This window comes from Leifsonia virtsii, from assembly GCF_030433675.1.
In the GTDB taxonomy this organism is placed as follows: domain Bacteria; phylum Actinomycetota; class Actinomycetes; order Actinomycetales; family Microbacteriaceae; genus Leifsonia; species Leifsonia virtsii.
In genome coordinates, this window is record NZ_JAROCB010000001.1 from 252,677 (window position 1) to 278,072 (window position 25,396).

Annotated in this window: 25 protein-coding genes; 20 read left to right on the forward strand and 5 right to left on the reverse strand. The window is 72.0% G+C overall.

All coding sequences use genetic code 11. The annotated features are described in order from the left end of the window. Position 1: 1 nt before the first annotated feature. The 5 genes from recA (at position 2) to dapF (ending at position 5,576) form a co-directional block, all read left to right on the forward strand. On the forward strand, positions 2-1,075 hold the full coding sequence (gene recA / locus P5G59_RS01210; RefSeq protein ID WP_301215213.1) for a recombinase RecA: 1,074 nt from the start codon (positions 2-4) through the stop codon (positions 1,073-1,075). A 31-nt stretch (positions 1,076-1,106) separates the two neighbouring features. After that, entirely contained in the window at positions 1,107-1,976 is an 870-nt protein-coding gene (locus tag P5G59_RS01215) for a regulatory protein RecX (protein WP_301215215.1), read from the forward strand. A gap of 78 nt (positions 1,977-2,054) precedes the next feature. Next, positions 2,055-3,683: a tRNA (N6-isopentenyl adenosine(37)-C2)-methylthiotransferase MiaB gene (miaB, locus tag P5G59_RS01220; protein ID WP_301215217.1), complete on the forward strand. Its 1,629-nt coding sequence runs from the start codon at positions 2,055-2,057 to the stop codon at positions 3,681-3,683. Continuing rightward, on the forward strand, positions 3,680-4,636 hold the full coding sequence (gene miaA, locus P5G59_RS01225) for a tRNA (adenosine(37)-N6)-dimethylallyltransferase MiaA (RefSeq protein WP_301216955.1): 957 nt from the start codon (positions 3,680-3,682) through the stop codon (positions 4,634-4,636). Before miaB ends, miaA begins: the two co-directional genes overlap by 4 nt. Positions 4,637-4,697: 61 nt before the next feature. After that, positions 4,698-5,576 carry a diaminopimelate epimerase gene (gene dapF / locus P5G59_RS01230; protein ID WP_301215219.1) on the forward strand — a complete coding sequence of 293 codons (879 nt, stop codon included), beginning with the start codon at positions 4,698-4,700 and terminating at the stop codon, positions 5,574-5,576. Positions 5,577-5,660: 84 nt separating this feature from the next. On the opposite strand, the gene P5G59_RS01235 is transcribed toward dapF, so the two are convergent. Next, complete coding sequence (locus P5G59_RS01235) at positions 5,661-6,272, reverse strand: class I SAM-dependent methyltransferase (protein WP_301215222.1); 612 nt, start codon at positions 6,270-6,272, stop codon at positions 5,661-5,663. Between the two features lie 65 nt (positions 6,273-6,337). On the opposite strand from P5G59_RS01235, the gene hflX reads away from it, so the two are divergent. The 4 genes from hflX to P5G59_RS01255 all read left to right on the forward strand — a co-directional run bounded on the left by hflX (position 6,338) and on the right by P5G59_RS01255 (position 11,853). Further along, positions 6,338-7,867 carry a GTPase HflX gene (gene hflX, locus P5G59_RS01240; RefSeq protein ID WP_301215224.1) on the forward strand — a complete coding sequence of 510 codons (1,530 nt, stop codon included), beginning with the start codon at positions 6,338-6,340 and terminating at the stop codon, positions 7,865-7,867. A gap of 224 nt (positions 7,868-8,091) precedes the next feature. Next, complete coding sequence (locus P5G59_RS01245; protein ID WP_301215226.1) at positions 8,092-9,072, forward strand: methylenetetrahydrofolate reductase; 981 nt, start codon at positions 8,092-8,094, stop codon at positions 9,070-9,072. Continuing rightward, positions 9,069-11,420 carry a 5-methyltetrahydropteroyltriglutamate--homocysteine S-methyltransferase gene (gene metE, locus P5G59_RS01250; RefSeq protein ID WP_301215228.1) on the forward strand — a complete coding sequence of 784 codons (2,352 nt, stop codon included), beginning with the start codon at positions 9,069-9,071 and terminating at the stop codon, positions 11,418-11,420. Before P5G59_RS01245 ends, metE begins: the two co-directional genes overlap by 4 nt. An 82-nt stretch (positions 11,421-11,502) precedes the next feature. Then, positions 11,503-11,853, forward strand: coding sequence for a metallopeptidase family protein (locus P5G59_RS01255; protein ID WP_301215230.1), 351 nt, complete (start codon positions 11,503-11,505; stop codon positions 11,851-11,853). Between the two features lie 21 nt (positions 11,854-11,874). Here the strand turns inward: P5G59_RS01255 and lexA are convergent, their stop codons facing one another. After that, on the reverse strand, positions 11,875-12,555 hold the full coding sequence (gene lexA, locus P5G59_RS01260) for a transcriptional repressor LexA (RefSeq protein ID WP_301215232.1): 681 nt from the start codon (positions 12,553-12,555) through the stop codon (positions 11,875-11,877). 247 nt (positions 12,556-12,802) lie between these two features. Here lexA and P5G59_RS01265 point away from each other — a divergent pair, with 247 nt between their 5' ends. From P5G59_RS01265 to P5G59_RS01315, 11 genes are all read left to right on the forward strand, one after another. Then, positions 12,803-13,186 (forward strand): LysM peptidoglycan-binding domain-containing protein, encoded by a 384-nt coding sequence (locus P5G59_RS01265; RefSeq protein ID WP_435871231.1) that lies wholly within the window; start codon positions 12,803-12,805, stop codon positions 13,184-13,186. 87 nt (positions 13,187-13,273) lie between these two features. Further along, a complete protein-coding gene (locus P5G59_RS01270; RefSeq protein ID WP_301215234.1) occupies positions 13,274-14,419 on the forward strand; it encodes a histidinol-phosphate transaminase in 1,146 nt (381 codons plus the stop codon). Continuing rightward, positions 14,416-15,018: an imidazoleglycerol-phosphate dehydratase HisB gene (hisB, locus tag P5G59_RS01275; protein ID WP_301215236.1), complete on the forward strand. Its 603-nt coding sequence runs from the start codon at positions 14,416-14,418 to the stop codon at positions 15,016-15,018. Before P5G59_RS01270 ends, hisB begins: the two co-directional genes overlap by 4 nt. After that, complete coding sequence (hisH, locus tag P5G59_RS01280) at positions 15,015-15,656, forward strand: imidazole glycerol phosphate synthase subunit HisH (RefSeq protein ID WP_301215238.1); 642 nt, start codon at positions 15,015-15,017, stop codon at positions 15,654-15,656. The genes hisB and hisH overlap by 4 nt, the downstream gene beginning before the upstream one ends. Positions 15,657-15,705: 49 nt before the next feature. Next, on the forward strand, positions 15,706-16,452 hold the full coding sequence (priA, locus tag P5G59_RS01285) for a bifunctional 1-(5-phosphoribosyl)-5-((5-phosphoribosylamino)methylideneamino)imidazole-4-carboxamide isomerase/phosphoribosylanthranilate isomerase PriA (protein ID WP_301215240.1): 747 nt from the start codon (positions 15,706-15,708) through the stop codon (positions 16,450-16,452). Further along, on the forward strand, positions 16,436-17,308 hold the full coding sequence (locus tag P5G59_RS01290) for an SseB family protein (RefSeq protein ID WP_301215242.1): 873 nt from the start codon (positions 16,436-16,438) through the stop codon (positions 17,306-17,308). Before priA ends, P5G59_RS01290 begins: the two co-directional genes overlap by 17 nt. Before the next feature lie 23 nt (positions 17,309-17,331). Next, positions 17,332-17,550 carry an SCO4848 family membrane protein gene (locus P5G59_RS01295; RefSeq protein WP_301215244.1) on the forward strand — a complete coding sequence of 73 codons (219 nt, stop codon included), beginning with the start codon at positions 17,332-17,334 and terminating at the stop codon, positions 17,548-17,550. 4 nt (positions 17,551-17,554) lie between these two features. Continuing rightward, positions 17,555-18,121: an HhH-GPD-type base excision DNA repair protein gene (locus P5G59_RS01300; RefSeq protein ID WP_301215246.1), complete on the forward strand. Its 567-nt coding sequence runs from the start codon at positions 17,555-17,557 to the stop codon at positions 18,119-18,121. Between the two features lie 144 nt (positions 18,122-18,265). Then, entirely contained in the window at positions 18,266-21,769 is a 3,504-nt protein-coding gene (locus tag P5G59_RS01305; RefSeq protein ID WP_301215248.1) for a TM0106 family RecB-like putative nuclease, read from the forward strand. A gap of 74 nt (positions 21,770-21,843) precedes the next feature. Next, positions 21,844-22,251 (forward strand): helix-turn-helix transcriptional regulator, encoded by a 408-nt coding sequence (locus P5G59_RS01310; RefSeq protein ID WP_175338702.1) that lies wholly within the window; start codon positions 21,844-21,846, stop codon positions 22,249-22,251. A gap of 94 nt (positions 22,252-22,345) precedes the next feature. After that, a complete protein-coding gene (locus tag P5G59_RS01315) occupies positions 22,346-22,768 on the forward strand; it encodes a VOC family protein (RefSeq protein WP_301215250.1) in 423 nt (140 codons plus the stop codon). 7 nt (positions 22,769-22,775) lie between these two features. Here the strand turns inward: P5G59_RS01315 and P5G59_RS01320 are convergent, their stop codons facing one another. Genes P5G59_RS01320 through P5G59_RS01330 form a run of 3 tightly spaced genes read right to left on the reverse strand, consistent with a single transcriptional unit; the run spans position 22,776 to position 25,272 of the window. Continuing rightward, positions 22,776-23,735: a ferredoxin family protein gene (locus P5G59_RS01320; protein WP_301215252.1), complete on the reverse strand. Its 960-nt coding sequence runs from the start codon at positions 23,733-23,735 to the stop codon at positions 22,776-22,778. After that, the gene (locus P5G59_RS01325; protein ID WP_301215254.1) at positions 23,732-25,087 is read right to left on the reverse strand and encodes a cupin domain-containing protein; all 1,356 of its coding nucleotides are present in this window, start codon (positions 25,085-25,087) and stop codon (positions 23,732-23,734) included. Before P5G59_RS01325 ends, P5G59_RS01320 begins: the two co-directional genes overlap by 4 nt. Next, positions 25,087-25,272, reverse strand: coding sequence for a BatC protein (locus tag P5G59_RS01330; protein WP_301215256.1), 186 nt, complete (start codon positions 25,270-25,272; stop codon positions 25,087-25,089). Before P5G59_RS01330 ends, P5G59_RS01325 begins: the two co-directional genes overlap by 1 nt. Between the last annotated feature and the right edge of the window lie 124 nt (positions 25,273-25,396).

Here is a 25,396-nt window from a genome sequence, read left to right on the forward strand (position 1 = left end):
CATGCCATCACCCGCAGACCGCGAGAAGGCCCTTGAGACCGCCCTTGCGCAGATCGACCGCCAGTTCGGCAAGGGCTCCGTCATGCGACTGGGCAGCGACGAGCGCGCCCCTGTCGAGGTCGTCCCGACCGGTTCCATCGCGCTCGACGTCGCGCTCGGCATCGGCGGCCTTCCGCGCGGCCGCATCGTCGAGATCTACGGTCCGGAGTCGTCGGGTAAGACCACTCTGACCCTGCACGCCATCGCCAACGCCCAGCGCGCCGGCGGCATCGCGGCCTTCGTCGACGCGGAGCACGCACTCGACCCCGAGTACGCCCGCAAGCTCGGCGTCGACATCGACGCGCTGCTCGTGTCGCAGCCCGACACGGGTGAGCAGGCGCTCGAGATCGCCGACATGCTGGTGCGCTCCGGCTCCATCGACCTCATCGTCATCGACTCCGTGGCGGCGCTCGTCCCGCGCGCCGAGATCGAGGGCGAGATGGGTGACGCGCACGTCGGTCTCCAGGCCCGCCTCATGTCGCAGGCGCTCCGCAAGCTGACCGGTGCGCTGAGCCAGACCAACACCACGATGATCTTCATCAACCAGCTGCGCGAGAAGGTCGGCGTCTTCTTCGGAAGCCCGGAGACCACCGCCGGTGGTAAGGCGCTCAAGTTCTACGCGTCGGTCCGTCTCGACATCCGTCGCATCGAGACTTTGAAGGACGGCACCGACGCGGTCGGCAACCGTACCCGCGTCAAGGTCGTCAAGAATAAGATGGCGCCGCCCTTCAAGCAGGCCGAGTTCGACATCCTCTACGGTGTCGGCATCTCGCGCGAAGGCAGCTTGCTCGACTTCGGCGTGGAGCACGCGATCGTCAAGAAGTCGGGTGCCTGGTACACGTACGAGGGCGACCAGCTCGGTCAGGGCAAGGAGAACTCGCGCAACTTCCTGATCGCCAACCCCGACATCGCGGCGGAGATCGAGCAGAAGATCAAGGTGAAGCTCGGAATCGTCGCCGACCCGAACGCGGTGGCCGAGGCGCCGTCCAACGTCGGATCGATCGAAGACAAGCTGCAGGCCCGTAAGGGCGCGTGATCGTGCCCGTCGCCTCGCGGAGGAGTTCCTCGTGGTGGTGAGATTTCCGTCGTCGAACGACGGCGACCGCAACAATGACCGCAGGGATGACGCGTCGTCCGGAGCGGTGGAGGGGGAGCGGCTCGCTCCCGTGACACCGCTCCGGCGCCCGGCCCCCGAGCCGGGGGCGGGTCGCGACGCGCATCCCTCGCGGCGGTCGGGCACCCGCCCGGTGGTCGGACTGGGCGACGAGGGCTGGAACAACACGTGGGGTTCCGAGCCGGCGGCGTCGAGGTCCGGCCGTGGGTCCTCCGTGGGCGGAAGCGGCGCTGGCGGAAGCGGCGCTGGCGGAAGCGACACGGACGGTCGTGTCGGTGGCGGCGCACGGTCGTCGTCCGTCACCGACGAGGCGGATGACGAGACGGCGCGGCAGACGCGCAAGACGTCCGGGCTCGCCATCCGGCAGCTCGCGCGCCGCGGCATGTCGCGGTGGGAGCTCGAGCAGCTTCTGACCAAGCGCGAGATCGCACCCGAGGTGTTCGGGCCCGAGCTCGACCGGCTCGAGGCACTCGGGGTGGTCGACGATGCGTCGCTGGCCGCGAGCCTCGCCTTCACCCAGCACAGCCGCAAGGGTCTCGGGCGCACGGCGATCGAGCAGGAGCTGAAGCGTCGTCACATCGACCCTGAGCTCATCGAGATCGCCCTGGCCGACATCGGGGCGGACGACGAACTCGAGCGTGCGACCGAACTCGCCGTGAAGCGCATCGGACAACTGTCCGCCTACGACGACGAGACCGTGCGGCGACGTCTGCACGGCTTCCTCGCGCGCAAGGGATACGGCTCCGACATCGTCCGGCAGGCGATGGACGCGGCTTTCGCCGGGCGCCGCTCCCGGGGCGGGTCCGGGGTCCGGTTCCAGTAGCGCCGAGTCGGAGTATCGCCGAGTCGGCCAGTGGTGAGTCGTCGCCGTGCAGGAGAGAAACGTAGACTTGTCGCCATCATGAGCATCGTCGAGCAGCGCAGTGGCATCGAGCAGCGCAGTGTGATCGAGCCGTCCGACGCGGCGGTCCGTCCGGACGGTCGGGCGCGCACGTACGAGGTGCGCACGTTCGGCTGCCAGATGAACGTCCACGACTCCGAGCGGTTGAGCGGTTCGCTCGAGGCGGCCGGCTACGTTCCTGCCGACGGCGAAGAGGCCGACATCGTCGTGATCAACACCTGCGCGGTGCGGGAGAACGCGGACAACAAGCTCTACGGCAACCTCGGCCACCTCGCCGGGGTGAAACGACGCCACGAGGGCATGCAGATCGCCGTCGGGGGCTGCCTCGCCCAGAAGGACAAGAACGTCATCCTCGAGAAGGCACCGTGGGTGGACGTCGTGTTCGGCACCCACAACATGGGCTCGCTCCCGAGCCTGCTGGAGCGCGCCCGCCACAACGACGCCGCCGAGATCGAGATCCTCGAGGCCCTCGAGACGTTCCCGTCCACGCTCCCCACCAAGCGCGACTCGTCCTACTCCGGCTGGGTGTCCATCTCGGTCGGCTGCAACAACACGTGCACGTTCTGCATCGTCCCGTCGCTGCGCGGCAAGGAGAAGGACCGCCGTCCGGGCGACATCCTCGCCGAGATCCAGGCGCTCGTCGACGACGGCGCGATCGAGGTCACGCTGCTCGGCCAGAACGTCAACTCCTACGGCGTCGAGTTCGGCGACCGCCAGGCGTTCAGCAAGCTGCTCCGCGCGGCCGGCCAGATCCAGGGACTCGAGCGCATCCGCTTCACGAGCCCGCACCCGGCGGCCTTCACCGACGACGTCATCGACGCCATGGCGGAGACCCCGGCGGTCATGCCGCAGCTGCACATGCCGCTGCAGTCCGGTTCCGACCGCATCCTCCGTTCCATGAGGCGGTCGTACCGGTCCGAGAAGTTCCTCGGCATCCTCGACCGCGTGCGCGCCAAGCTGCCCGACGCGGCCATCAGCACCGACATCATCGTCGGCTTCCCCGGCGAGACCGAGGAGGACTTCCAGGAGACCCTGCGCGTGGTCGAGGCGGCGCGCTTCGCGTCGGCGTTCACGTTCCAGTACTCGATCCGCCCGGGAACACCCGCCGCGACGATGGAGGACCAGGTCCCGAAGGAGGTCGTGCAGGACCGCTACGACCGTCTCATCGCGCTGCAGGAGCGGATCTCCCTCGAGGAGAACGAGAAGCTGATCGGCCGCGAGGTCGAGCTCCTCGTGGCCAACGGCGAAGGCCGGAAGGATGCGGACACGCGCCGCCTCAGCGGACGCGCCCGCGACAGCCGCCTCGTCCACTTCGAGCTGCCGGCCGGCTCCGAGACTCCGCGACCCGGCGACGTCGTCACGGTCACCGTCACCCAGGCCGCCCCGCACCACCTCATCGCCGACGCCGTCGACGGAACGCCGCTCCGCGTCCGCCGCACCACCGCGGGCGACGCCTGGGACCGCGCGGAGGCCGAGTCCTGCGCGGTCCCCGCCCACGGCACCGGCGCCTCCGCCGACGCGGGCGGCCGGGTCTCGCTCGGGCTTCCCACCCTGCGCACGCGCGAGCCGCTCACGTCGCCCGGCGTCGGGACCATGCCGATCTACGACCCGACGGACGGGCAGCGCTGAGCACCCCGACTGCCCGCACCGCACGCGCGGCCCCACCGCTCGTCGCGATCGTCGGCCCGACGGGGACGGGGAAGACCGACCTCTCGCTCGCCCTCGCCGACGCTCTACGCGCCCGCGGCACCGCGGCCGAGGTCGTCAACGCCGACGCGATGCAGCTCTACCGCGGCATGGACATCGGCACGGCCAAGATCTCACCCGACGAGTGGCGCGGCATCCCGCACCACCTCTTCGACGTGCTCGAGGTCGCCGACGAGGCCACGGTCGCGCGCTACCAGCCGGAGGCCCGGGCACGCATCGAGGACATCCTGGCCCGCGGGGCCGTCCCGATCCTGGTCGGCGGGTCGGGCCTGTACGTCTCCAGCGTGCTCTTCGACCTGCGGTTCCCGGGCACCGACCCGGAGCTGCGGGCGCGCCTCGAAGCGGAGCTTGCCGAGCACGGACCGGGGATGCTCTTCAACCGCCTCGCGGAGCGCGACCCGGAGGCCGCCCGGCGGATCGGATCCCGCAACGGCCGGCGCATCGTGCGCGCGCTCGAAGTTGCCGAACTCACGGGCACCTCGGTCAGCGGAGCCCTCCCCGACGAGCCGCAGCCGTGGCACCTGCCGACCGCGATCATCGGGCTCTCCGCCCCGCGCGAGGAGCTCGTGCGGCGGCTCGACGCGCGAGTCGACCGCATGTGGGCCGCCGGCCTGCTCGCCGAGGTGTCGGCGCTCATCCCGCAGGGGATCGACCGCGGGGTGACCGCGCGCCGGGCGATCGGCTACGCGCAGGCGCTAGCCGAGCTGCGCCACGAGCTGACCCAGGAGGAGGCGATCGCGCAGACGCAGCAGCTCACCCGCCGCTACGCCCGCCGCCAGGTCAGCTGGTTCAAGCGCTATCCCGGCATCCACTGGCTCGAGTACGACGCTCCCGACCTCGTCGACCAGGCGCTGGCCGTCGTCGACGCCGCCTGAGCCCGGCCCTGCCCACCCACCCGGCGCAACCCACCCACCGCGGGTCGCTAGGCTGGGACGCATGGCGACCATCCACTTCACCAAGGGTCAGGGCACCGGCAACGACTTCGTGCTCTACTCCGACCCCGAGGGTCGCCTGCCGCTGACCGCCGCTCAGATCGCCGGGATCTGCGACCGCCACTTCGGCGTCGGAGCCGACGGCGTCATCCGCGCCGTCCGCTCCGCCCACCTGCCGGAGGGCGAGGCCGCGCTCGCGGAGGACGACGGCGCCACCTGGTTCATGGACTACTACAACGCCGACGGCTCGCCCGCCGAGATGTGCGGCAACGGCATCCGCGTGTACGTCCGCTACCTGCTGGAGACCGGGCTCGCCGAACTGCCCGAAGGCGGGACGATCGCCATCGGCACCCGCTCCGGCGTGCGCGACGTGCAGCGCAGCACCACCGGCTTCCAGGTCGACCTCGGCCGCTGGGACCTCGACGGCGGCGAGCCGCTGGTGCGAGCGAAGGAGCTGCCGATCGCGCGCCCGGGGCTCGGCATCGACATGGGCAACCCGCACGTGGTCGTGGCGGTGGCCGACGAGTCGGAGCTCGACGCGGCCGACCTGTCGTACATCCCGCACATCGAGCCGGCGCCCGAGCACGGGGCCAACGTCGAGTTCGTCGTGCCGCACGAGCCGCTCGTGAAGGACGGCGTCGGCCGCATCCGGATGCGCGTGCACGAGCGGGGGAGCGGCGAGACGCTGTCCTGCGGGACGGGTGCCGCCGCCGCGGCGCTCGCGGTCCGCTACTGGGCGGGTGCGGCCGCGCCGAACCAGTGGCGCGTGGACGTGCCGGGCGGCACGGTCGGCGTGCGCATGTTCCCGACGGAGGACGGCGAGCACGTCGCCCTCTCCGGTCCCGCCGAGCTCGTCTTCACCGGCACCCTCGACCTCGCCTAGCCACCCCCATCGCTTCCTCGCTAATTCCGACCATTGGCCGCGATTCGGCGGATTAAGTGAGGAAGCGACGAGGGGGCGGTGGGGCTAGGCGTGGGCGCGGGCGCGGAGGACGCGGTAGCCCTTGGCGGTGGCGGCGCGGGTGGTGGTGAGGTCGGGGAAGGTGGCCTGCATCCAGCGGTGCAGCGAGTCGCTGCCGAGATTGCGCTGCACGACCAGCCACGCGTCCGATCCGGGCTCGAGGCGTGGCAGCCACTGCTCCAGGATGTTGTGCAGCTCGTTCTTGCCGACCCGGATCGGCGGGTTGGACCAGATCGTGGTGAACCGCACGTCGTCGGGAACATTCTCCGGCGTCACGGGGTTTACATTGGTGAGACCGAGCTTCTGCGCGTTCCTGCGCACGATGTCCAGCGCTCGGGTGTTGACGTCGACGGCCCAGACCGTCGCATGAGGGGATTCAAGAGCAAGTGTGAGAGCCACCGGCCCCCAGCCGCAGCCCAGGTCGAGGAGCTGACCTCCGGGCGGCGCTGCGGGGACATGGTCCAGCAGCACCCGCGTACCCGCATCGACGCGCTCGGGGCTGAAGATCCCGTTGGCTGTCACCAGCTCGTAGGTCGTCCCGGCCAGGCGTACGGTGAACGGCCTCAGGTTCAGCTCGCTCTCGGGCGCCGGGGAAAAGTAGTGATCTCCGCTGGCCATAAGCAGACGGTACAGGACAGACAAGAACAAGACGAACTAGGGTTGACCCGGATCAGGGGAACTGAATGACCGATAAGACAGATATCCGCGAGCACGACGCAGACGACGTGGTCGCGCGCGTGCTCGCGACCGAGCAGAACCGCGCCAGCGTGACGCTGTTCGGAGACTCCGCTCGCGCGCAGGCGCTGCAGAGCGACGCCCTCGACGGCGGCGCGCACGACGGCGAGCAGTTCGACCAGGAGGAGCGCGCGGCGCTGCGCCGCGTGTCCGGCCTCTCGACCGAGCTGCAGGACGTCACCGAGGTGGAGTACCGGCAGCTGCGGCTGGAGAACGTGGTGCTGATCGGCGTGTACTCGCAGGGTTCCCTGCAGGACGCCGAGAACTCCATGCGCGAGCTCGCGGCGCTGGCCGAGACCGCGGGCGCCGCCGTCCTCGACGGGCTGCTGCAGCGGCGGCCGCATCCGGACCCGAGCACGTACCTCGGGCGCGGGAAGGCAGAGGAGCTGGCCGGAATCGTGGCCGCTCTCGGCGCCGACACCGTGATCGCCGACACCGAGCTGGCGCCGAGCCAGCGCCGTGCGCTGGAGGACGTGGTGAAGGTCAAGGTGATCGACCGCACGGCCGTGATCCTCGACATCTTCAGTCAGCACGCCAAGAGCCGCGAGGGCAAGGCGCAGGTGGAGCTGGCACAGCTCGAGTACCTGCTCCCGCGCCTCCGCGGCTGGGGCGAGTCGATGTCCCGCCAGGCCGGTGGCCAGGTGGGCGGCGCGGGCGCCGGCATGGGCTCGCGCGGTCCCGGTGAGACGAAAATCGAGCTGGATCGCCGCCGCATCCACACCCGCATGGCCCGGCTGCGCAAGCAGATCGCCGGCTTCAAGCCGGCCCGGGAAGCGAAGCGGGCGAACCGCAACCGCAACTCGGTGCCGTCCGTGGCGATCGCGGGCTACACCAACGCGGGCAAGTCCAGCCTGCTGAACCGGATCACGAAGGCCGGCGTGCTCGTCGAGAACGCGCTGTTCGCGACGCTGGATGCGACGGTGCGCCGCAGTGTGACCGCCGACGGCCGGCTGTACACGCTGGCCGACACGGTCGGGTTCGTCCGCAACCTGCCGCACCAGCTGGTGGAGGCGTTCCGCTCGACCCTGGAGGAGGTCGCCGACTCCGACGTCATCCTGCACGTGGTCGACGGCTCGCACCCGGACCCGGCGTCGCAGCTCGCGACGGTGCGCGACGTGATCGGCGAGGTCGGCGCGCGCGACATCCCGGAGATCGTGGTCTTCAACAAGGCCGACCGGATCTCGGCGGACGACCGCCTGGTGCTGCGTGGCCTGGAGCCCGGCGCCATCTTCGCCTCCGCCCGCACGGGCGAGGGCGTGGATGAGGTGCTGGCCGCCATCGCACGGCTGCTGCCGGACCCCTCCCTCGAGGTGGAGCTGGTGGTGCCGTACGACCGAGGCGACCTCATCTCGGCGCTGCACGAGCGCGGCCGGGTGCTCTCGACCGAGTACGTGGAGGAGGGCACGCGTGTCACGGCGCGCATCATGCCCGAATACCACGCGGCGTTCGAGCCGTTCGAGGTGACCGCCACCGCGTAACGACCGGACCGGACCGGACGAAGGGCCGGACGGGACCGACTGTGTCGAAGCATGACACGGCCTGTTCCGTCCGGCCCTTCGCGTTGCTAGATTGCTCGTCAAGCGCAGCGGGCGACCGCTGTCGTGGTGCGACAGCCGAGCCCGGCACCCGCCCGTGAGACCCGCCCTCGCCAGCCGAGCGGCGGGATGTCCCGTGCCGCTGTCCGACCATCCGAGGTTCCACCATGAGCTGTACCGACGCCCGGTACTCCTTCGAGCTGTACCCGCCGCGCACCGAGCGGGCCGCCGCCACGCTCCCGGCGACGATCGACCGGCTCGCGGCCGTGCACCCGGACTTCATCTCGGTGACCTACGGCGCCGGCGGCTCCTCGCGCACGGCCTCCCTCGACGTGCTGCGGTACATCATCGAGCACACCGACGTGAGCGCGATGGCGCATCTCACCTGCGTCGGCTCGTCGCACGAGGAGGCGCACCGCCTGATCCGCGAGTTCCTGGACGCCGGGATCCGCCGCTTCCTCGCCGTGCGCGGCGACCCTCCCGCGGACCTGCCCGCGGGGGAGGACGGCATCGGCGACATCCGCACGACCGCGGAGCTGGTGCAGCTCATCCACCGGGTGCAGGCCGAGCGCGCGCCGTACGGCGAGCTGTCCGTCCCGGGCCTCCCAGCGCAGGCCGTGCTGGAGCACCGCGAGCACGTGCAGATCGCCGTCGCCGCCTTCCCGAACGGCCACCCGTCGTCCCACTCGATCTCGCAGGACATCGACGCCCTGCTCGCCAAGCAGGCGGCCGGCGCCAACCTGGGCATCACCCAGCTGTTCTTCCACGCAGAGGACTACCTGCACTTCGCCCAGCGCGCGGCGGAGGCCGGTGTGACCTTCCCGATCCTCCCCGGCATCATGCCGGTGACCAGCCCCGCCCGCCTGAAGCGGATGCTGGAGCTGAGCGGCGAGGACCTGCCGAGCGACCTCGCGATCGAGCTGGAGGTCGAACCGACCGACGAGGGCCGGAGGGAGATCGGCATCGACTGGGCGGCGCGCCTCGGGCGGCGCCTGCTGGACGGCGGCGCCCCCGGCCTCCACCTCTACACGTTCAACCAGCATGAGGCCGTGCTCTCCATGCTGGACCGCATCGGCGTCCTCCCGGAGGGCGGCGCCGAGCACACCCACACCCCGAAGAAATCGGCCACCGAAAAGGAACCAGCATGACCGACACCACCGCACGTCCCGCCTTCCCGGCCGGCACGATCATCGGCTACCCGCGCATCGGCCGCCGCCGGGAGCTCAAGAAGGCCGTCGAGGCGTTCTGGGCCGGCAGCATCACCGCCGGCGAGCTGGAGTCCACCGCGGCCGGGCTCCGCGCTGCCACCCGCGAGCGGCTCGCCGCGCTCGGGCTGGGACGCACCGACGCCGCCATCCCGGAGAGCTTCAGCTTCTACGACCAGGTGCTGGATGCGGCGGTCACGGTCGGCGCCATCCCGTCGCGCTTCGCCGGGCTGAGCGCCGCGGACGGCTCGATCGACCTGGCCGGATACTTCACGATCGCCCGCGGCGAGGGGGAGAACCCGCCGCTGGAGATGACCAAGTGGTTCGACTCCAACTACCACTACCTCGTGCCCGAGATCGGCCCGGAGACCGCGTTCCGGCTGGCGTCGGACCGCATCGTCCGCGAGTTCGAGGAGGCGCGTGCCGCCGGCTTCGTGACCCGCCCGGTCGTCGTCGGCCCGGTGACGTTCCTGCTGCTCAGCAAGCCGAGCGACGAGGCGCCGGAGGGCTTCCGCCCGCTGTCGCGCCTCGGTGACCTGCTGCCGGTGTATCGCGAGCTGCTCGCCCGCCTGGCCGCCGCGGGCGCGCCGTGGGTCCAGCTCGACGAGCCGGCCCTGGTGAGCGAGAGCGTCGACGAGCCGCGGGATGCGGTGCTCGCCGCGACGCGGACGGCGTACGCCGAGCTCGGCGGCGCCGCCGAGCGTCCCGCCCTCTTCGTGGCCGCTCCGTACGGCAGCCTCGACGACGCGCTTCCTGCGCTCGCCTCCACCCCCGTCGAGGCGATCTCGCTCGACCTGGTGCGCGGCTCCCTCCCGACCGGGCTGGACGCGGCGACCTCGTCCGCGCTCGCCGGGAAGACCCTCGTGGGCGGCGTGATCGACGGCCACAACATCTGGCGCGGCGACCTCGAGGCGGCGTTCGGGACGCTGACCGAGCTCCTGTCCCTGAGCCCCGACGTGGCGGTGTCCACCTCCACCTCGCTGCTTCACGTGCCGCACGACGTCGACGACGAGCCGGAGCTCGACGCGCGTCTGAAGACCTGGCTGGCCTTCGCCGACCAGAAGGTGGCGCAGGTGGCCGTGCTCGCGCGCGGCCTGGTCGAGGGCCACGAGGCGATCCAGCAGGAGCTGACCGCGGCGACCGCGGCGCTCGCCGACCGCGCGTCGGCGCCCGGGGTCCGCGTGCCCGCGGTGCGGGAGCGCGAGGCCGCCCTGACCGAGGCGGACTTCCGCCGCGGCGACTACGCCACCCGGCTCGCCGCCCAGGACGAGGCCCTCGGGCTGCCGTTCCTGCCGACGACGACGATCGGATCGTTCCCGCAGACCGCCGACATCCGCCGGTCGCGCGCCCAGCTCGCGAAGGGGCTCATCACCGAGGCCGAGTACCTGGGCCGGATGCGCGACGAGATCAAGCGCGTCGTCGACCTGCAGGAGGAGATCGGCATCGACGTGATCGTCCACGGCGAGCCCGAGCGCAACGACATGGTGCAGTACTTCGCGGAGAACCTCGACGGCTTCGCGGTCACCGTCAACGGCTGGGTGCAGTCGTACGGCTCCCGCTGTACGCGCCCGTCCATCCTCTGGGGCGATGTGTCGCGTCCGGCCCCGATCACGGTCGACTGGTCGGCGTACACGCAGAGCCTCACCGACAAGCCGGTGAAGGGGATGCTCACCGGCCCGGTCACGATCCTTGCCTGGTCGTTCGTGCGCGACGACCAGCCGCTCGGCGAGACCGCGCGCCAGGTGGCCCTCGCCCTGCGCGACGAGATCGCCGACCTGGAGGAGGCCGGCATCCGCGTCGTGCAGGTCGACGAGCCCGCGCTGCGCGAGCTGCTGCCGCTGAAGAAGGCCGCGCAGGACGACTACCTGGAGTGGTCGGTCGGGTCGTTCCGGCTCGCGACCTCCGGTGCGGGCGACCGCACGCAGATCCACACCCACCTCTGCTACTCGGAGTTCGGCGTGGTCATCGACGCGATCCGGAACCTGGACGCGGACGTCACCAGCATCGAGGCCGCGCGCAGCCGGATGGAGGTCGTGCACGACATCCAGCGCTCCGGGTTCGAGCACGGCATCGGACCGGGCGTGTACGACATCCACTCGCCGCGCGTCCCGTCGGTCGCCGAGGTGACCGAACTGCTGGAGACGGCACTCGACGCCATTCCCGGCCGTCAGCTCTGGGTCAACCCGGACTGCGGGCTGAAGACCCGCGGCTACGACGAGACCGTGGCGTCGCTGCGGAACATCATCGAGGCCACGCGCGCGGTGCGCGAGCGCGCGTCGGTCTCCGCCTGACACCCGCGACGCCCCGGGGGCCGCTCGTCCGCTCTCCGCGGACAGGCTCCCGGGGCGCCGTCGCGTGCGTCAGGATGAGCGCATGGTGCGGATGGCGGACGACGAGTTCGAGCGGATGGTCGGCGACATCTTCGACGCCCTCCCGGACGACATGGTGGGCCCGCTGGAGAACGTCGCCATCCTGATCGAGGATCAGCCGCCGGGCGCGCGGCCGCGGCTCTTCGGCCTCTACAGCGGGCGGCCGCTCACCCGGCGGTCGGTGTATGGGTTCGGGGAGCTGCCCGACCGGATCACGCTGTTCCGCAACAACCTGGAGGCGTCGGCCGCGACGGAGGACGAGCTGCGGGCCCGGGTGCGGGTGACCCTGGTGCACGAGATCGGCCACTACTTCGGGCTCTCCGACGCCCGCCTGCAGGAGCTCGGCTGGGCCTGAGCCCGAGCGACACCCGCGGGATCAGACGGCGCGGAGGACCGCCACGACCTTGCCGAGCACCTGGGCGAAGTCGCCGAGGATCGGCTCGAAGTTCGAGTTGCGCGGCAGCAGCCAGGTGTGGCCGTCGCGCTGCCGGAAGACCTTGACCGTCGCCTCCTCGTCGAGCATCGCCGCGACGATATCGCCGTTCTCGGCCGTGTTCTGCGCGCGGACGACCACCCAGTCGCCGTCGCAGATGGCGGCGTCGATCATGGACTCGCCGACCACCCTCAGCATGAAGAGCTCGCCGTTGCCGACCAGCTGCCGGGGGAGCGGGAAGACCTCGTCGACCTGCTGCTCCGCCGTGATCGGGATGCCGGCCGCGATCCGGCCCACCAGCGGCACCATGGCGGCGTCGCCGACGGGCGTCTGGTTCTCGTAGTCGGGGGCCTCGCCGGAGCTCGCGGGCAGATCGATCAGGATCTCGAGCGCGCGCGGCCGGTTCGGGTCGCGGCGGAGGTAGCCGCTCAGCTCCAGCTGGTTGAGCTGGTGGGTGACGGAGGAGAGGGAGGAGAGGCCCACCGCGTCGCCGATCTCGCGCATGCTCGGCGGATAGCCGCGCTGGTTCACCGATCGCTGGATGACGTCGAGGATCGCCAGCTGCTTGTCGCTCAGGTTCTTGCGGCGGCGGGTGCCTCCGCGGGCCTGGTTCTCGTTCGACACGGGCGTCCTCTCCTGGCGTCGGCGTCCTTCGGGGATGCTCCCCGGCAGGAATGTCGGTGGTACCTGATCTGATGTCCTCAGACAGTCGAAACTGTATCCGCGTCCGGAAGGGAAGACAAACATGTGTTCGAGTGTGTCGCGAACTTCGCCCCAGAATTCCGTGCACGACGACGCCTTGCGGTTTGCGACATTCGAAGATACATTCGGAACACAGTTTCGCACCCGCGAGTCTGAGGAGGTCACGGCCATGAGTGCAGCACTGATGAGCGAGTCGGTTCCCACCACGCTTCGCGCGGTCCCGCCGCTGCCCGAGGGCGCGCGCGTCCGTCTGCGCCTCACGCGGCGCGGTCGCGCGGTGCTCTCCGCACTCGTGGCCCTGCCGCTCGTGATCGGCGCGCTGGTCTTCGCGCTGAACGGCGGGGGCGCCCTGGCGTCGGGCGAGCAGACGCACGTGAGCTTCCAGTATGTGACGGTCGAGTCGGGCGATTCGCTGTGGTCGGTGGCCGAGCGCGTCGCGCCCAACGCCGATCCGCGCGACGTGATCGCCGACATCGTGTCGCTGAACGGGCTCGAGTCGGCAGTGGTGTCCCCGGGCCAGCAGCTCGCGGTGCCCTCGAAGTACGCGCACTGACTCAGGCAAGTCGCGGCGGCCGAGAGGGCCTATGCGGGGCATGTCACGCGGGGAAACCCCGTGCCGGCGGCTGACTACGATTGAAGGGTGACCTCTCTTTCCGAACTGCCGATCCGTGACGACCTCCGCGGTCGCTCCCCGTACGGTGCGCCGCAGCGTCCCGTGCCCGTCGCGCTGAACGTGAACGAGAACACGCATCCCGTGCCGGAGGACGTGGCGGCCGACATCGTCGCCCGCGTCGCGGCGGCGGTCGGCGGGGTCAACCGGTACCCGGACCGCGAGTTCACCGAACTGCGCGAGGCGTTCGCCCGCTACCTGGGGCACGGGCTCACGGCCGACGAGATCTGGGCGGCCAACGGCTCCAACGAGGTGCTGCAGCACATCCTGCAGGCCTTCGGCGGTCCGGGGCGCACGCTCCTCGGGTTCGCTCCCACGTACTCCATGTACCCGCTGCTGGCGTCCGGCACCGGCACCGCCTACATCGCCGGGACGCGCGACGCCGACTACGAGCTGACGCCCGAGACCGCGGCGCAGCAGATCCGGCGGCACGACCCCGACATCGTCATCCTCTGCTCGCCCAACAACCCCACCGGCACCCCGCTCCCGCTCGCGACGGTCGAAGCGGCCTACGAGGCCGCGCGCGGGATCGTCGTCGTCGACGAGGCGTACGCGGAGTTCATGCCGGACGGCGAGCCGTCCGCCCTCACCCTGCTGTCCGGCCGCCCCCGGCTGCTCATCTCCCGCACGATGAGCAAGGCGTTCGCCTTCGCCGGTGCGCGCGTCGGCTACCTGGCCGCCGACCCGGCCGTCAACGACGCGCTGCGGCTCGTCCGCCTGCCGTACCACCTGTCAGCGCTCACCCAGGCGGCGGCGCTCGGCGCGCTCGCGCACTCCGACGAGATGCTCGCCACCGTCGGGCAGATCCGCGAGCAGCGCGACCGGCTCGTCTCCGAGCTCGCCCGGCTCGGCTACACGCCGCACCGGAGCGGGAGCAACTTCGTGCTCTTCGGCGGGGTGGACGACCCGCACGCGACGTTCGAGGCGCTCGCCGAGCGCGGCATCCTGATCCGGGATGTCGGCATCCCGCACCACCTGCGCGTCACTGCCGGGACCGAGGCCGAGACGACGGCGTTCCTCGAGGCCCTGGCGGCCCTCGGCCGGCCCGGCCGGGAGGCGGACGACGAGCAGGCGCCCGAGCGGGACCAGGACGCCCCGGTAGACTCGGACGCATGACGAATCGCGCCGCCACGGTCACGCGGGAGACGAGCGAGTCGAGCATCGAGCTGAGCCTCGACCTCGACGGCACCGGCACGTCCGACATCCGGACGAGCGTCCCCTTCTACGACCACCTCCTCACCGCGTTCGCCAAGCACTCGCTCACCGATCTCCGCATCCGCGCGACCGGTGACACCGACATCGACGTGCACCACACGGTGGAGGACGTCGGCATCGTCCTCGGGCAGGCCATCCGGAAGGCGCTCGGCGACAAGGCCGGCATCTCGCGGTACGGCGACGCCCTCGTGCCGCTCGACGAGGCGCTCGTGCAGGCGGTCGTCGATATCTCCGGCCGTCCGTACCTGGTGCACACCGGCGAGCCCGCCGGCTTCGAGCTGCACCTCATCGGCGGCCACTTCACCGGGTCGATGGTCCGTCACGTCTTCGAGGCGATCACGTTCAACGCGCGCATCACCACGCACATCACCGTCGTCGGAGGCCGCGACCCGCACCACATCGCCGAGGCCGAGTTCAAGGCGTTCGCCCGCGCGTTCCGCCAGGCCAAGGCGCTCGACCCGCTGATCACCGGCATCCCCTCCACCAAGGGAGCGCTGTGACCGGCGAGCGCACGCCCGACGTCGTCGTCTTCGACTACGGCACTGGCAACGTCCACTCGGCCGTCAAGGCGCTGGAGGCCGCGGGCGCGAACGTCGAGCTGACCGGCAACCGGGCGCGCGCGCTCGAGGCCGACGGCCTGCTCGTTCCGGGCGTCGGTGCGTTCACCGCGGTGGTGGACGCTCTCCGCGCCTCGCACGGCGACGAGGTCGTCGACCGGCGACTGGCGGGCGGACGCCCGGTGCTCGGCATCTGCGTCGGCATGCAGGTCATGTTCGAGCGCGGCGTCGAGCACGGCGTGGAGACCGAGGGCCTCGGCGAATGGCCGGGCACGGTCGACCTGATCCGGGCCGACGTCGTGCCGCACATGGGCTGGAACACGGTTCGCGCCCCCGAGGACTCCACGCTCTTCGCCGGGCTGCAGGACGAGCGGTTCTACTTCGTCCACTCGTACGCGGCGCAGCAGTGGACGCTGGAGCCCGAGGGCCCCTTCCCGAAGCCGAAGGTCACCTGGGCCGACCACGGCGGTCCGTTCGTGGCCGCCGTCGAGAACGGTCCGCTCAGCGCCACGCAGTTCCACCCGGAGAAGTCCGGCCGCGCCGGCATTGAGCTGCTCCGCAACTGGGTCCGCTCGCTCTAGCGGACCCCGCGCCACCCGTCCGCCCGAGCGGACCGACACGAGGAAACACATGACCGACTTCATCAGCACGCCCCGGCTCGTCCTCCTCCCCGCGGTGGACGTGGCCGACGGCAAGGCGGTGCGCCTCACCCAGGGCGAGGCCGGCAGCGAGACCAGCTACGGCGACCCGGTGGACGCTGCGGCCGAGTGGGCGGAGTCGGGCGCCGAGTGGATCCACCTGGTCGACCTCGACGCCGCGTTCGGCCGGGGGGAGAACCGGTCGCTGCTGAAGCGCGTCATCCGCGAGGTGCACGGCGTGAGCATCGAGCTGTCCGGCGGCATCCGCGACGACGAGTCGCTGAAGCAGGCGCTCGACGCGGGCGCGACCCGCGTCAACCTCGGCACGGCGGCGCTGGAGAACCCGGAGTGGGCGGCAAGCGCTATCAGCGCCTACGGCGAGGCGGTCGCGGTCGGTCTGGACGTGCGCGGCACCACGCTCGCGGCCCGCGGCTGGACCCGCGAGGGCGGCGACCTGTGGGAGGTGCTCGACCGGCTGGAGGACGCGGGCTGCGCGCGCTACGTCGTCACCGACGTCACCAAGGACGGCACCTTGAAAGGCCCGAACCTCGACCTCCTGCGCCAGGTGCTGGAGCGCACCGAGCGTCCCGTCGTCGCCTCCGGCGGCATCTCGAATCTCGATGACATCGCCGCCCTCCGCGAGCTGGTGCCGCTGGGGCTCGAGGGCGCTATCGTCGGCAAGGCGCTCTACGCCGGAGCGTTCACCCTGCCCGAGGCGCTGGATGTCGCGGGACGCTGACGCCGGCGATCCTGCCGAGGGAACGGCGGACGCCGAGGTACGGCCCACCGAGGAGGGTGCGGCCCGGCTGGCGGGCTTCGCCGCCTCCCTCGCCGCGGGCAGTCCCGCCGACTCCGCCGGCCAGCCGTGGGAGGGACGGCACTTCGACGACAACCCGTTCGGCGACGACGACGGCTCAGCGCCGCCCGCGCTGCTCGGCGCCCTGGTCGCCTTCCGCGCGGGAGACGCCGGACCGGAGGCCGTGGTGGACGCGCTGCGCGACGCGCGCCTGCTCGTCCCGCTCGTCGCCGAGCTCGGGGAGGAGGGCGAGAACGTGGCCGGGATGCTCGTCGACAAGACGCAGGAGCTGTCGATCGTGACGGTCGCCGGTCCCGACGGCCGCAGTGTGCAGCCGGTGTTCTCCTCCGTCACGGCGCTGCAGGCCTGGAACCCGCAGGCGAGGCCGGTGCCCGTCGACGGACGGCGGGCGGCGCTCGCGGCCGCCTCCGAGGGCACGGAGCTGATCGTGCTCGACCCCACCTCGGAGACGGAGTTCGTGGTCCGCCGGCCCGCCGTGTGGGCGATCGCCCAGGGCACGCGCTGGCTCCCCGGCGATCGCGACCCCGACGTCCTCTCGGCCTTCCGCGCGTCCATCGCTCCGGAGCTCGGCGTGCACGACGTGACGCTCGTGGCGGGCGATCCGGCGAGCCGGCTGGCGGGGGAGGAACTGGTGGTCCGGCTGGCGCTGGCGGCCGGGCTCACCCGCGAGGAGCTCGACGCGATCCTGTCGCGCCTGGCCCAGCGCTGGGCGGCGGACGACGTGATCGCCACACGGGTCGACTCGCTCCGCGTGCAGCTCGTCGCCTCGGGCGACTGACGTCCGCCTAGGCTGGAGGCACCATGACCGTCTTCGCCGCCATCGTGCTGTTCCTGAACGCCCTCTTCAACGTCTTCGCCTGGCCGCGGTTCTTCACCCGGGTCCGTAAGGACGCTCGGGCGCGGGACGCCGCCGGCCGTGCGACGCCGTTCCTCGTCGTGCACGCGGTGCTGCTCGGGGTGGCGCTGCTGCTCGCCGTGGTGTCGGCGGTGGCGGGCGTGCTCCTCCTGGTGGCAGGCTGAACGCATGGCCATCACCATCACCGGCGACGCCGAGGCGGACGCCCTGCTCGACCAGTCGCCGTTCGCCCTCCTGACCGGGATGCTGCTCGACCAGCAGGTGCCGATGGAGACCGCGTTCGCGGGCCCGGCCAAGCTGCGCGACCGGCTCGGGGTCCTCGACCCGGCGAGCATCGCGGCGGTCGACCCGGAGAAGCTGGTCGAGGCGATGAAGCAGACGCCGGCCGTCCACCGCTATCCGGGCTCCATGGCGACGCGCCTGCAGGCGCTCGCCGCGGCGATCGTGTCCGACTGGGGCGGCGACACGGCGGCGATCTGGACCGAGGGCGACCCGGACGGCGCCGAGGTGTTGCGCCGCCTGAAGGCGCTGCCGGGGTTCGGCGAGCAGAAGGCGAAGATCTTCCTGGCCCTGCTCGGCAAGCGCAAAGGGCTGCAGGCGACCGGATGGCAGCAGGCGGCGGGGGACTACGGCACCGACGGGTACCGGTCGGTCGCCGACATCGTGGACGCCGACTCGCTGGCCAAGGTGCGGGAGCACAAGCGCGCGATGAAGGCGGCCGCGAAGGCGAAATGACTCCACAGGCACGGCGATTCGTGGCCCGCCGACGGGTTTCTGTGGACAACGGAGCGGTGTCAGGGGTCGCCGATAGTCTGCTGGAGCGGGTGGTCGCCGGGGCCGCCTGACGGAACGGGCATCCGCGCCGGAAGGGAGGTCGCCGTGTTCCTGCTCGACGGTGTCATCGCCACGAGCGCGAGCGACCTCACCGAGGCGTCGAAGTGCGAGTTCGCCTTCCTGCGAACGCTCGATGTGAAGCTGGGCCGCCTCGAGAAGACGGAGGAGATCGAAGACCCGATGTACGTGCGGTCGTCGCGTATGGGCGACGAGCACGAGCATCGCATCCTGGAGCGCTATCGCGAGCGCTTCGGCGCGGGCGTCGCCGAGATCGAGCGGCCGCCGCAGCTCACCGCCGAGAGCCTCGCCGAGGCCGTGCGGAGCACATCGGAGGCGTTCGAGCGCGGGGCCGAGGTCGTCTTCCAGGCGACGTTCTTCGACGGGTCCTTCGTCGGCTTCGCCGACTTCGTCGTCCGTCTGCCCGACGGGCGCTACCGGGTGCAAGACTCCAAGCTGGCCCGTAGCGCGCGGGTGACCGCGCTGCTGCAGCTGGCGGCCTACGCGGAGCAGCTGCGGCGGATGGGCGTCGACGTCGACGACACGGTCGAGCTCCTCCTGGGCGACGGGTCGGTGAGCGAGCACCATCTCTCCGATATCGAGCCGGTGTACCGCAAGCGCCGGGCACGCCTGCTCTCCATCATCCACGAGCACGTGGCCGACGACGGGCCGGTCGCCTGGGGCGACCTGCGCTTCACGGTCGACGGCCGGTGCGACACCTGCGACGCCGAGGTGCAGGCGTCGCGCGACGTGCTGCTCGTCGCCGGCATGCGGGTGACGCAGCGGGAGCACTTGATCGCGGCAGGGCTCGGCACGATCGACGCGCTCGCCGCCTCGACCGGGCCGGTCGACGGCATCCCCGAGGGCACGTTGGAGAGCCTGCGCGAGCAGGCGCGGCTGCAGCTGGAGGCCGTCCCGGGCAGCCCACCGCCCGTGCGCGTGTTCAACGCGCCGGTGCTCGCCGTGCTGCCGCAGCCCGATCCCGGCGACATCTTCTTCGACTTCGAGGGCGACCCGCTCTACACCGAGGGCGCGGGGGAGCGCTGGAACCTCGACTACCTGTTCGGCCTGGTCGACCAGGACGAGAACTTCACGGCGTTCTGGGCGCACGACTTCGCGGCGGAGCGGGTGGCGCTGGAGGCGTTCCTCGCCTTCGTGCGAGACCGTCGGGCCGCGTATCCCGGCATGCACATCTACCACTACGCGGCCTACGAGCAGACGCACCTGCTCTCGCTCGCCGCCCGCCACGGCGTGGGCGAGGAAGAGGTCGACGGGCTGCTGCGCGACAGCGTCATGGTCGACCTCTACCCGCTGGTGCGCAAGGCCGTGCGGGTCGGCTCCCGGTCGTACTCGATCAAGAAGCTCGAGCCGCTGTACATGGGTCACCAGCTGCGCGAGAGCGATGTCACGAACGGCGCCGACTCGATCACCGAGTACGCCAACGCGCGCGATTTGATCGCGCTCGGCCGCGAGGACGAGGCGCAGCCGCTGCTCGACGACATCGGCGACTACAACCGCTACGACTGCGTCTCGACGCTCCGGCTGCGCGACTGGCTGGTGGCGCGGGCGGCCGAGAACGGCATCCCGATCGGCGCGAGCCCGGTGGAGGAGAGCGAGGTCGCGCCCGACGAGTCGCCGCTGCGGGCGGGGCTCCTGGCGTTCGCCGGTGACCCGCTCGATCCGCACCGCAGCAGCGATCGGGAGGCCATGGCTCTGGCGGCCGCGGCCATCGACTTCCACCGGAGGGAGCAGAAGAGCTTCTGGCAGTCGCACTTCGCGCGGCTCATCCAGCCGATCGAGGAGTGGGGGGAGACCCGCGACGTCCTGGTGGTGGAACAGGCCGCCGTCCTCCGCGACTGGTACCTCGACGAAGGCCAGCGGGTGGAGCGGCGGGAGCTGCTGCTGACCGGCCAGTGGGGCGCGGGGAGTGCGGTGCGGGTGAGTGAGCGCAGCGGTCCCTACCTGCTGTACGAGTACCCGGGGCCGTTCCGGCAGCCACGCGCGCAGCCGGGTGCCCGGGCCGCCCGCACCGTCTCGGTCATCGAGGCGCTCGACGACGGGTCCATCGTCGTGCGCGAGACGCTCCCGCCCGAGGTGCCGCCGTACCGTGACCTGCCGAGCGCCCTCACACCGGCCGCACCGCCCGACTCGCGGCGCCTGGGCGAGGCGATCCGGGAGTGGGGCACGGCGCTGCTCATCGCGCGGCACCACGACACGTGGCCCACGGATGCATCGGTCGATCTGCTCCGCCGGACGCCGCCGCGTACACACTCGGGTGCGCTGGTGCCTGTGGCCGGCGACGACAGGATCGCGGCCGTCGTGAGCAGCCTCCTCGACCTCGACCGGTCCTATCTCGCCGCGCAGGGCCCTCCCGGCACGGGCAAGTCGTATCTGGGCGCCCACGTCATCGAACGGCTGGTCGCCGAGCACGGCTGGAAGGTCGGCGTCGTCGCGCAGTCGCACGCCGTCGTCGAGAACCTGCTCGATCGCGTCGTCTCGGCGGGCCTCGCGCCCGAGCAGGTCGGCAAGGTGCCGAGCGGCGGAGCACGCGCGGTCGACCCGGAGGCGTCGGACGCCGTCGCGCACCGGTTCACCCCGCTGCCCACCAACGGGCACCTGGAGTTCGCGGGCGTCAACGAGGGCCGGGGATTCGTGCTCGGCGGCACGGCCTGGGACTTCGCCAACCCGGCGCGCGTCCCGCGCGGCAGCCTCGATCTGCTCGTCGTCGACGAGGCGGGCCAGTTCTCCCTCGCGTCGACCATCGCGGTCGGCGTCGCGGCGAAGAACCTGCTGCTTCTCGGCGACCCGCAGCAGCTCCCGCAGGTGAGCCAGGGGCGCCATCCCGAACCCGTCGACGGTTCGGCGCTGGGCTGGATCAGCGACGGGCACGACGTGCTTCCGCCCGAGTTCGGGTACTTCCTGGCGGAGACGCGGCGCATGCACCCGGCGCTCGCCTCCGCGGTGTCGCAGCTGTCGTACGAGGGCAAGCTGCGCGCTCACGCCGGCGCCTCGGAGCGGCAGCTCGGCGGCGTCGAGCCGGGCGTGCATCCCGTGCCCGTCCTGCACGTCGGCAACGCGACCGCGTCGCCCGAAGAGGCGGAGGCGGTCGTGGCCCTCGTGCGCGAACTGCTCGGCCGCTCGTGGACCGATGCGGCCTCGCAGCGCGACGACGACCCGCTCGGCGAGGACGACGTGATCGTCGTGACGCCGTACAACGCCCAGCTCGCCGAAGTGCGCGCGCTGCTCGACGCCGAGGGGTACCGCGGCGTCCGGGTCGGCACCGTGGACAAGTTCCAAGGGCAGGAGGCCGTGATCGCCATCGTCAGCCTCGCTGCATCGTCGGCCGCGGACGTGCCCCGCGGCATGTCCTTCCTGCTGATGAAGAACCGCCTCAACGTCGCGATCTCCCGGGCGAAGTGGGCCGCCTACCTGGTCCACTCGCCGGAGCTGACCGAGTTCCTCCCGACCACACCGGCCGGGGTCGGCGAGCTGAGCGGGTTCATCCGGCTGGTCGAGCCCGCGGGCCGGCCCGCCGGGGTCCCGGTCGGGTGAGCGTCGGCCCTGACGCTCGGCCCTGACTCTTTCGGCCCTGACGCTCGGGGCGACCGCGATGTTACGCTCGTGCCGTGTCACCGGAGGAGCTGCAGACGCTCGCGCACCTGCGCCGGGCCCGGGACCTGATCGACCGCGACTACGCGAAGCCGCTCGACGTCCCGACCATGGCTTCGCGCGCCTTCATGTCGCCCGCACACTTCTCCCGGCAGTTCCGTGCCGCGTACGGGGAGACGCCCTACAGCTACCTGATGACGCGACGCATCGAGCGCGCGATGGCGCTCCTCCGCGGCGGGATGAGCGTGACGGACGCCTGCATGGCCGTCGGCTGTACCTCGCTCGGCTCGTTCAGCTCCAAGTTCAGCGAGATCGTCGGGATGACGCCGACCGAGTACCGCGCACGAGAACACGAAGCGGTGCGCGCCATGCCGGACTGCATCGCCAAACAGCGCACCCGTCCCGTCCGGAGCAGAGCGTCCTAGCGGCCGTCCGTCCACAGCCAGTGCCTCCGACCGGCTCTCCACAGAGAGCAGTTTTGGAGAAGCGTCGGCGGTCCCGGCTTCCTAGAGTCGACTCATGACCGTTTCACTCCAGTACTCGCAGATCACCGTCCTCGACCCGGAGGAGTCGCTCGCGTTCTACCGCGACGCTCTCGGCCTCGACGTCCTCCAGGACGTCACCTCCGGCGACCACCGCTGGGTCACCCTCGGCGTCGCCGGGGGCGATGACGCGGCCGTCGTCCTCAGCGACGCGTACGCGGGCCGGTCGCAGGCCGACGGCGACGCGCTGCAGCAACTCGTCGTGAAGGGCGCGATGAGCCCGATCGTCTTCCGCAGCGACGACATCGACGCCGCCTTCGAACGCGTGCGCGCCGCCGGCGCCGAGGTGCTCCAGGAGCCGATCGACCAGCCATGGGGGCCACGCGACTGCGCCTTCCGCGACCCCTCCGGCAACATGGTCCGCATCCTGCAGTCCACCCGCGCGGAGCAGGACGCCTGAAGCCGGGTCAGCGCCGGGCGCGGGCGACCGAGACCGGGACGAACTCGCGCACCGGGTGCGCGATGGTGGCCGAGCACGTGCTCAGCAGCGACTCGGAGAGACGTTCTCCGACCTCCACCGTCAGCCGTTCGTCGCCGTGCTCGAGCTCGACGGTCCAGCCGTGCGGATGCGGACGCTCCGACAGCACCCGGAACGCATCGATCGCGTCGTCGCCGGTGGCGGTCCGTGCGGAGGCCTCGGCCGCCTGGGCGGCCGTGCTGAGCGAGGTCCGACCGCGCAGGAGATCGGGCACGACCCGGCCCTCCGCGTGGCGGGCGACGACGGTCTCGGCCCTCGCGGCGTCCACGCGGCCGTAGAGCAGTCCATGGGGGAAGAGGATCATCGTCGCGGCGAACCGGTCGCCGCCCAGGTGGGAGCACTCCCAGGTGAGTTCCGGATGCCGGGCGGCCAGCGCCTCGACCACGGGGCGCCCACGGACGGCGCAGCACTGATCGTGCCGCGCATGCGCACAGACGGCGACGATCGGGGCGTCGCTCGGCTCGCCCGCCGACCCGTCCAGGGGCAGCGTCAGCAGCTCGGCCGGGTCCGGGACCGTGCCCCAGCGGATCTGCTCGTGGCCGGGGCGCGAGTCGACGATCGCCCAGCGCCACGACGACTGGTCGCGGCGCTCCGGGGCGCGCAGCCGCGTGCGCCGGATGGCGAGGGGGCGGATGCCGGCCGCCTCCGCGCGCGCGACGATCCGGGCGCCGAGCGCGGGATCGAGGTCCGAGTCGAAGAACGCGTGGCGGCCCCACCCCGACTCCAACTCCACGAGGAGCCAGCGCTCGCCGAAGCCGGCGGTCCCGGCCAGCGGGTCCCCGCGCTCGAGAGCCCGGTCGCTGCACGGCAGCCACCCGGGCGCCCGGCCCGCGGCGGCCGCCGGGCCGGGCGGTGCACCCGACGGCGGGAGGGCCCGTGCGCCGGTCACGTCGCCGACGCGGTCCCGAAGTCCGCGGTGGCGCTGCGCTCGCCGTCCGACGACACCCCGGCCTCGTCCGTGGGATCGAACTCGCCCGCACCCGCGCCGGTTCCGCCGTCCACCGGCACGACGATCCCCTCGCGGAGCAGCCGCCGCGCGACCACCACCGCGGACCGTTCGTCCAGCGGCAAGGCGCCGACCGCGACCGGTCGTCCGGAGAGCAGCGCCTCGACGGCCTCGCGTGCGGCGATCGGCAGCGCGACCTTCTTCGTCGGGAGCCGCACGGTCACCGTCTCCACCTCCACCGTCACGTCGGCGCCGAGGCCCGGCCGCACGACCACCACCGAGTCCGGACCCATCCTGTCGGCGGCGGCGATCGTCGCGAGCGGGCGCACGGGCGCAGCCGGCGAGTCCGAACGCCGGCGACGACGCAGCCGGTCGGACACCGCGGCCGCGACCGCGTCTCTCGCCGACGGGTCGGCGAGAGCCGAGATGAGCGCCTCCACCGTCTGCTCCACGACCGGCGCGACCGCGGCCGGGTCCGCCGGGTCGAAACCCAGGGGAAGCGACGCACGGAGCTCGGCCGTGTCCGCGGCCCTGGCCACGGCCTCCTGCACCACGTCGTGCCGTGTGTAGGCGGCGACGCCGATGGTGAGGTGCACGGACACCCCGCCCAGCGCCTCCGCCGAGTGGATCCAGCCCCGCGGAAGGTACAGTGCGTCGCCGGGGCGGAAGGTCTCGTCGATCGTCGGCCGCTCCTGCGCCCGCGCGGCGACCTCGGCACGGTGATCGCTCCACGGCTGGTCGCGCAGCGGGTCCACGTGCACCGGCTCGTGGATGCGCCAGTGCTTCTCGCCCGCGATCTGCAGCACGAACACGTCGTGCACGTCGTAGTGCGGGTCGAAGCCGCGGGACGACGCCGGGGTGATGTACGCGTTCACCTGCGCCGGATGTCCCAGCTCTTCCGCCAGCCGGCGCGAGAACTCCGCGATCGGCGGCCACGTGCGGTGCAGGCCCTGCAGCACGAGCGTCGCGCCGTCGGCGAACTCGGCCAGCACCTTCGCGGCGTCGAGCTGGTCCGCCACCTCGGCGCCGAAGCCGCCCGGCCCGGTGAAACGTGCGGGCGGCAGCACCGTTCCCTCTTTCGCCATGCGGACGAACGGGGTGCGCAGCGCGCGCGAGGACACCAGCTCATCCACCGCGTCCAGGCTGAACAGGTCGGAGAAGTCCTCCCCGAGGTCCGCGGCGCGGGTGAACAGCGGGAGGCGCCCCCAGTGGTCTGCGGCGAACTCCGCTCGGCCGACCGGGACACAACGCGAAAGCGCGGGCCGGTCGCCCGGCCCGCGCCCGTCCGTCGCCATCAAGCGGACCCGTCGGCTCCGCCGTCGTGGCCGCCGGGGTTGGCGCCGCCGTCGGCCGGGCCTTCGCCCGCGGCCGATCCGTCGGCTCCGCCGTCGTGGCCGCCGGGGTTGGCGCCGCCGTCCGCGGGTCCCTCGCCGCCGCCGGTCGCTTCGGTGCTGATGTCGTCGTCGTTGATGTCGCTCATTCCGTCTCCCGTCCTGACCGCGCTGGTCGCGCTGTGACGCTCACACTACGCGCGGCCCAGCGCGGTCGTAAGAGCCGCCGGGTGAACGTCGGCCGTCACATTTCGCAAGACGTTTTGGCCGCTC

Excerpts from the sequence above, each read along its gene's own strand:
- P5G59_RS01245 (WP_301215226.1), top strand. The coding sequence starts at position 8,092 with ATGAGCTGTACCGACGCCCGGTACTCCTTCGAGCTGTACCCGCCGCGC.
- P5G59_RS01255 (WP_301215230.1), top strand. The coding sequence starts at position 11,503 with ATGGTGCGGATGGCGGACGACGAGTTCGAGCGGATGGTCGGCGACATC.
- recA (WP_301215213.1), top strand. The coding sequence starts at position 2 with ATGCCATCACCCGCAGACCGCGAGAAGGCCCTTGAGACCGCCCTTGCG.
- P5G59_RS01330 (WP_301215256.1), bottom strand. The coding sequence starts at position 25,272 with ATGAGCGACATCAACGACGACGACATCAGCACCGAAGCGACCGGCGGC.
- P5G59_RS01235 (WP_301215222.1), bottom strand. The coding sequence starts at position 6,272 with ATGGCCAGCGGAGATCACTACTTTTCCCCGGCGCCCGAGAGCGAGCTG.
- metE (WP_301215228.1), top strand. The coding sequence starts at position 9,069 with ATGACCGACACCACCGCACGTCCCGCCTTCCCGGCCGGCACGATCATC.
- hflX (WP_301215224.1), top strand. The coding sequence starts at position 6,338 with ATGACCGATAAGACAGATATCCGCGAGCACGACGCAGACGACGTGGTC.
- P5G59_RS01315 (WP_301215250.1), top strand. The coding sequence starts at position 22,346 with ATGACCGTTTCACTCCAGTACTCGCAGATCACCGTCCTCGACCCGGAG.
- P5G59_RS01265 (WP_435871231.1), top strand. The coding sequence starts at position 12,803 with ATGAGTGCAGCACTGATGAGCGAGTCGGTTCCCACCACGCTTCGCGCG.
- P5G59_RS01295 (WP_301215244.1), top strand. The coding sequence starts at position 17,332 with ATGACCGTCTTCGCCGCCATCGTGCTGTTCCTGAACGCCCTCTTCAAC.
- priA (WP_301215240.1), top strand. The coding sequence starts at position 15,706 with ATGACCGACTTCATCAGCACGCCCCGGCTCGTCCTCCTCCCCGCGGTG.
- dapF (WP_301215219.1), top strand. The coding sequence starts at position 4,698 with ATGGCGACCATCCACTTCACCAAGGGTCAGGGCACCGGCAACGACTTC.
- P5G59_RS01300 (WP_301215246.1), top strand. The coding sequence starts at position 17,555 with ATGGCCATCACCATCACCGGCGACGCCGAGGCGGACGCCCTGCTCGAC.
- miaB (WP_301215217.1), top strand. The coding sequence starts at position 2,055 with ATGAGCATCGTCGAGCAGCGCAGTGGCATCGAGCAGCGCAGTGTGATC.
- P5G59_RS01290 (WP_301215242.1), top strand. The coding sequence starts at position 16,436 with ATGTCGCGGGACGCTGACGCCGGCGATCCTGCCGAGGGAACGGCGGAC.
- hisB (WP_301215236.1), top strand. The coding sequence starts at position 14,416 with ATGACGAATCGCGCCGCCACGGTCACGCGGGAGACGAGCGAGTCGAGC.
- P5G59_RS01325 (WP_301215254.1), bottom strand. The coding sequence starts at position 25,087 with ATGGCGACGGACGGGCGCGGGCCGGGCGACCGGCCCGCGCTTTCGCGT.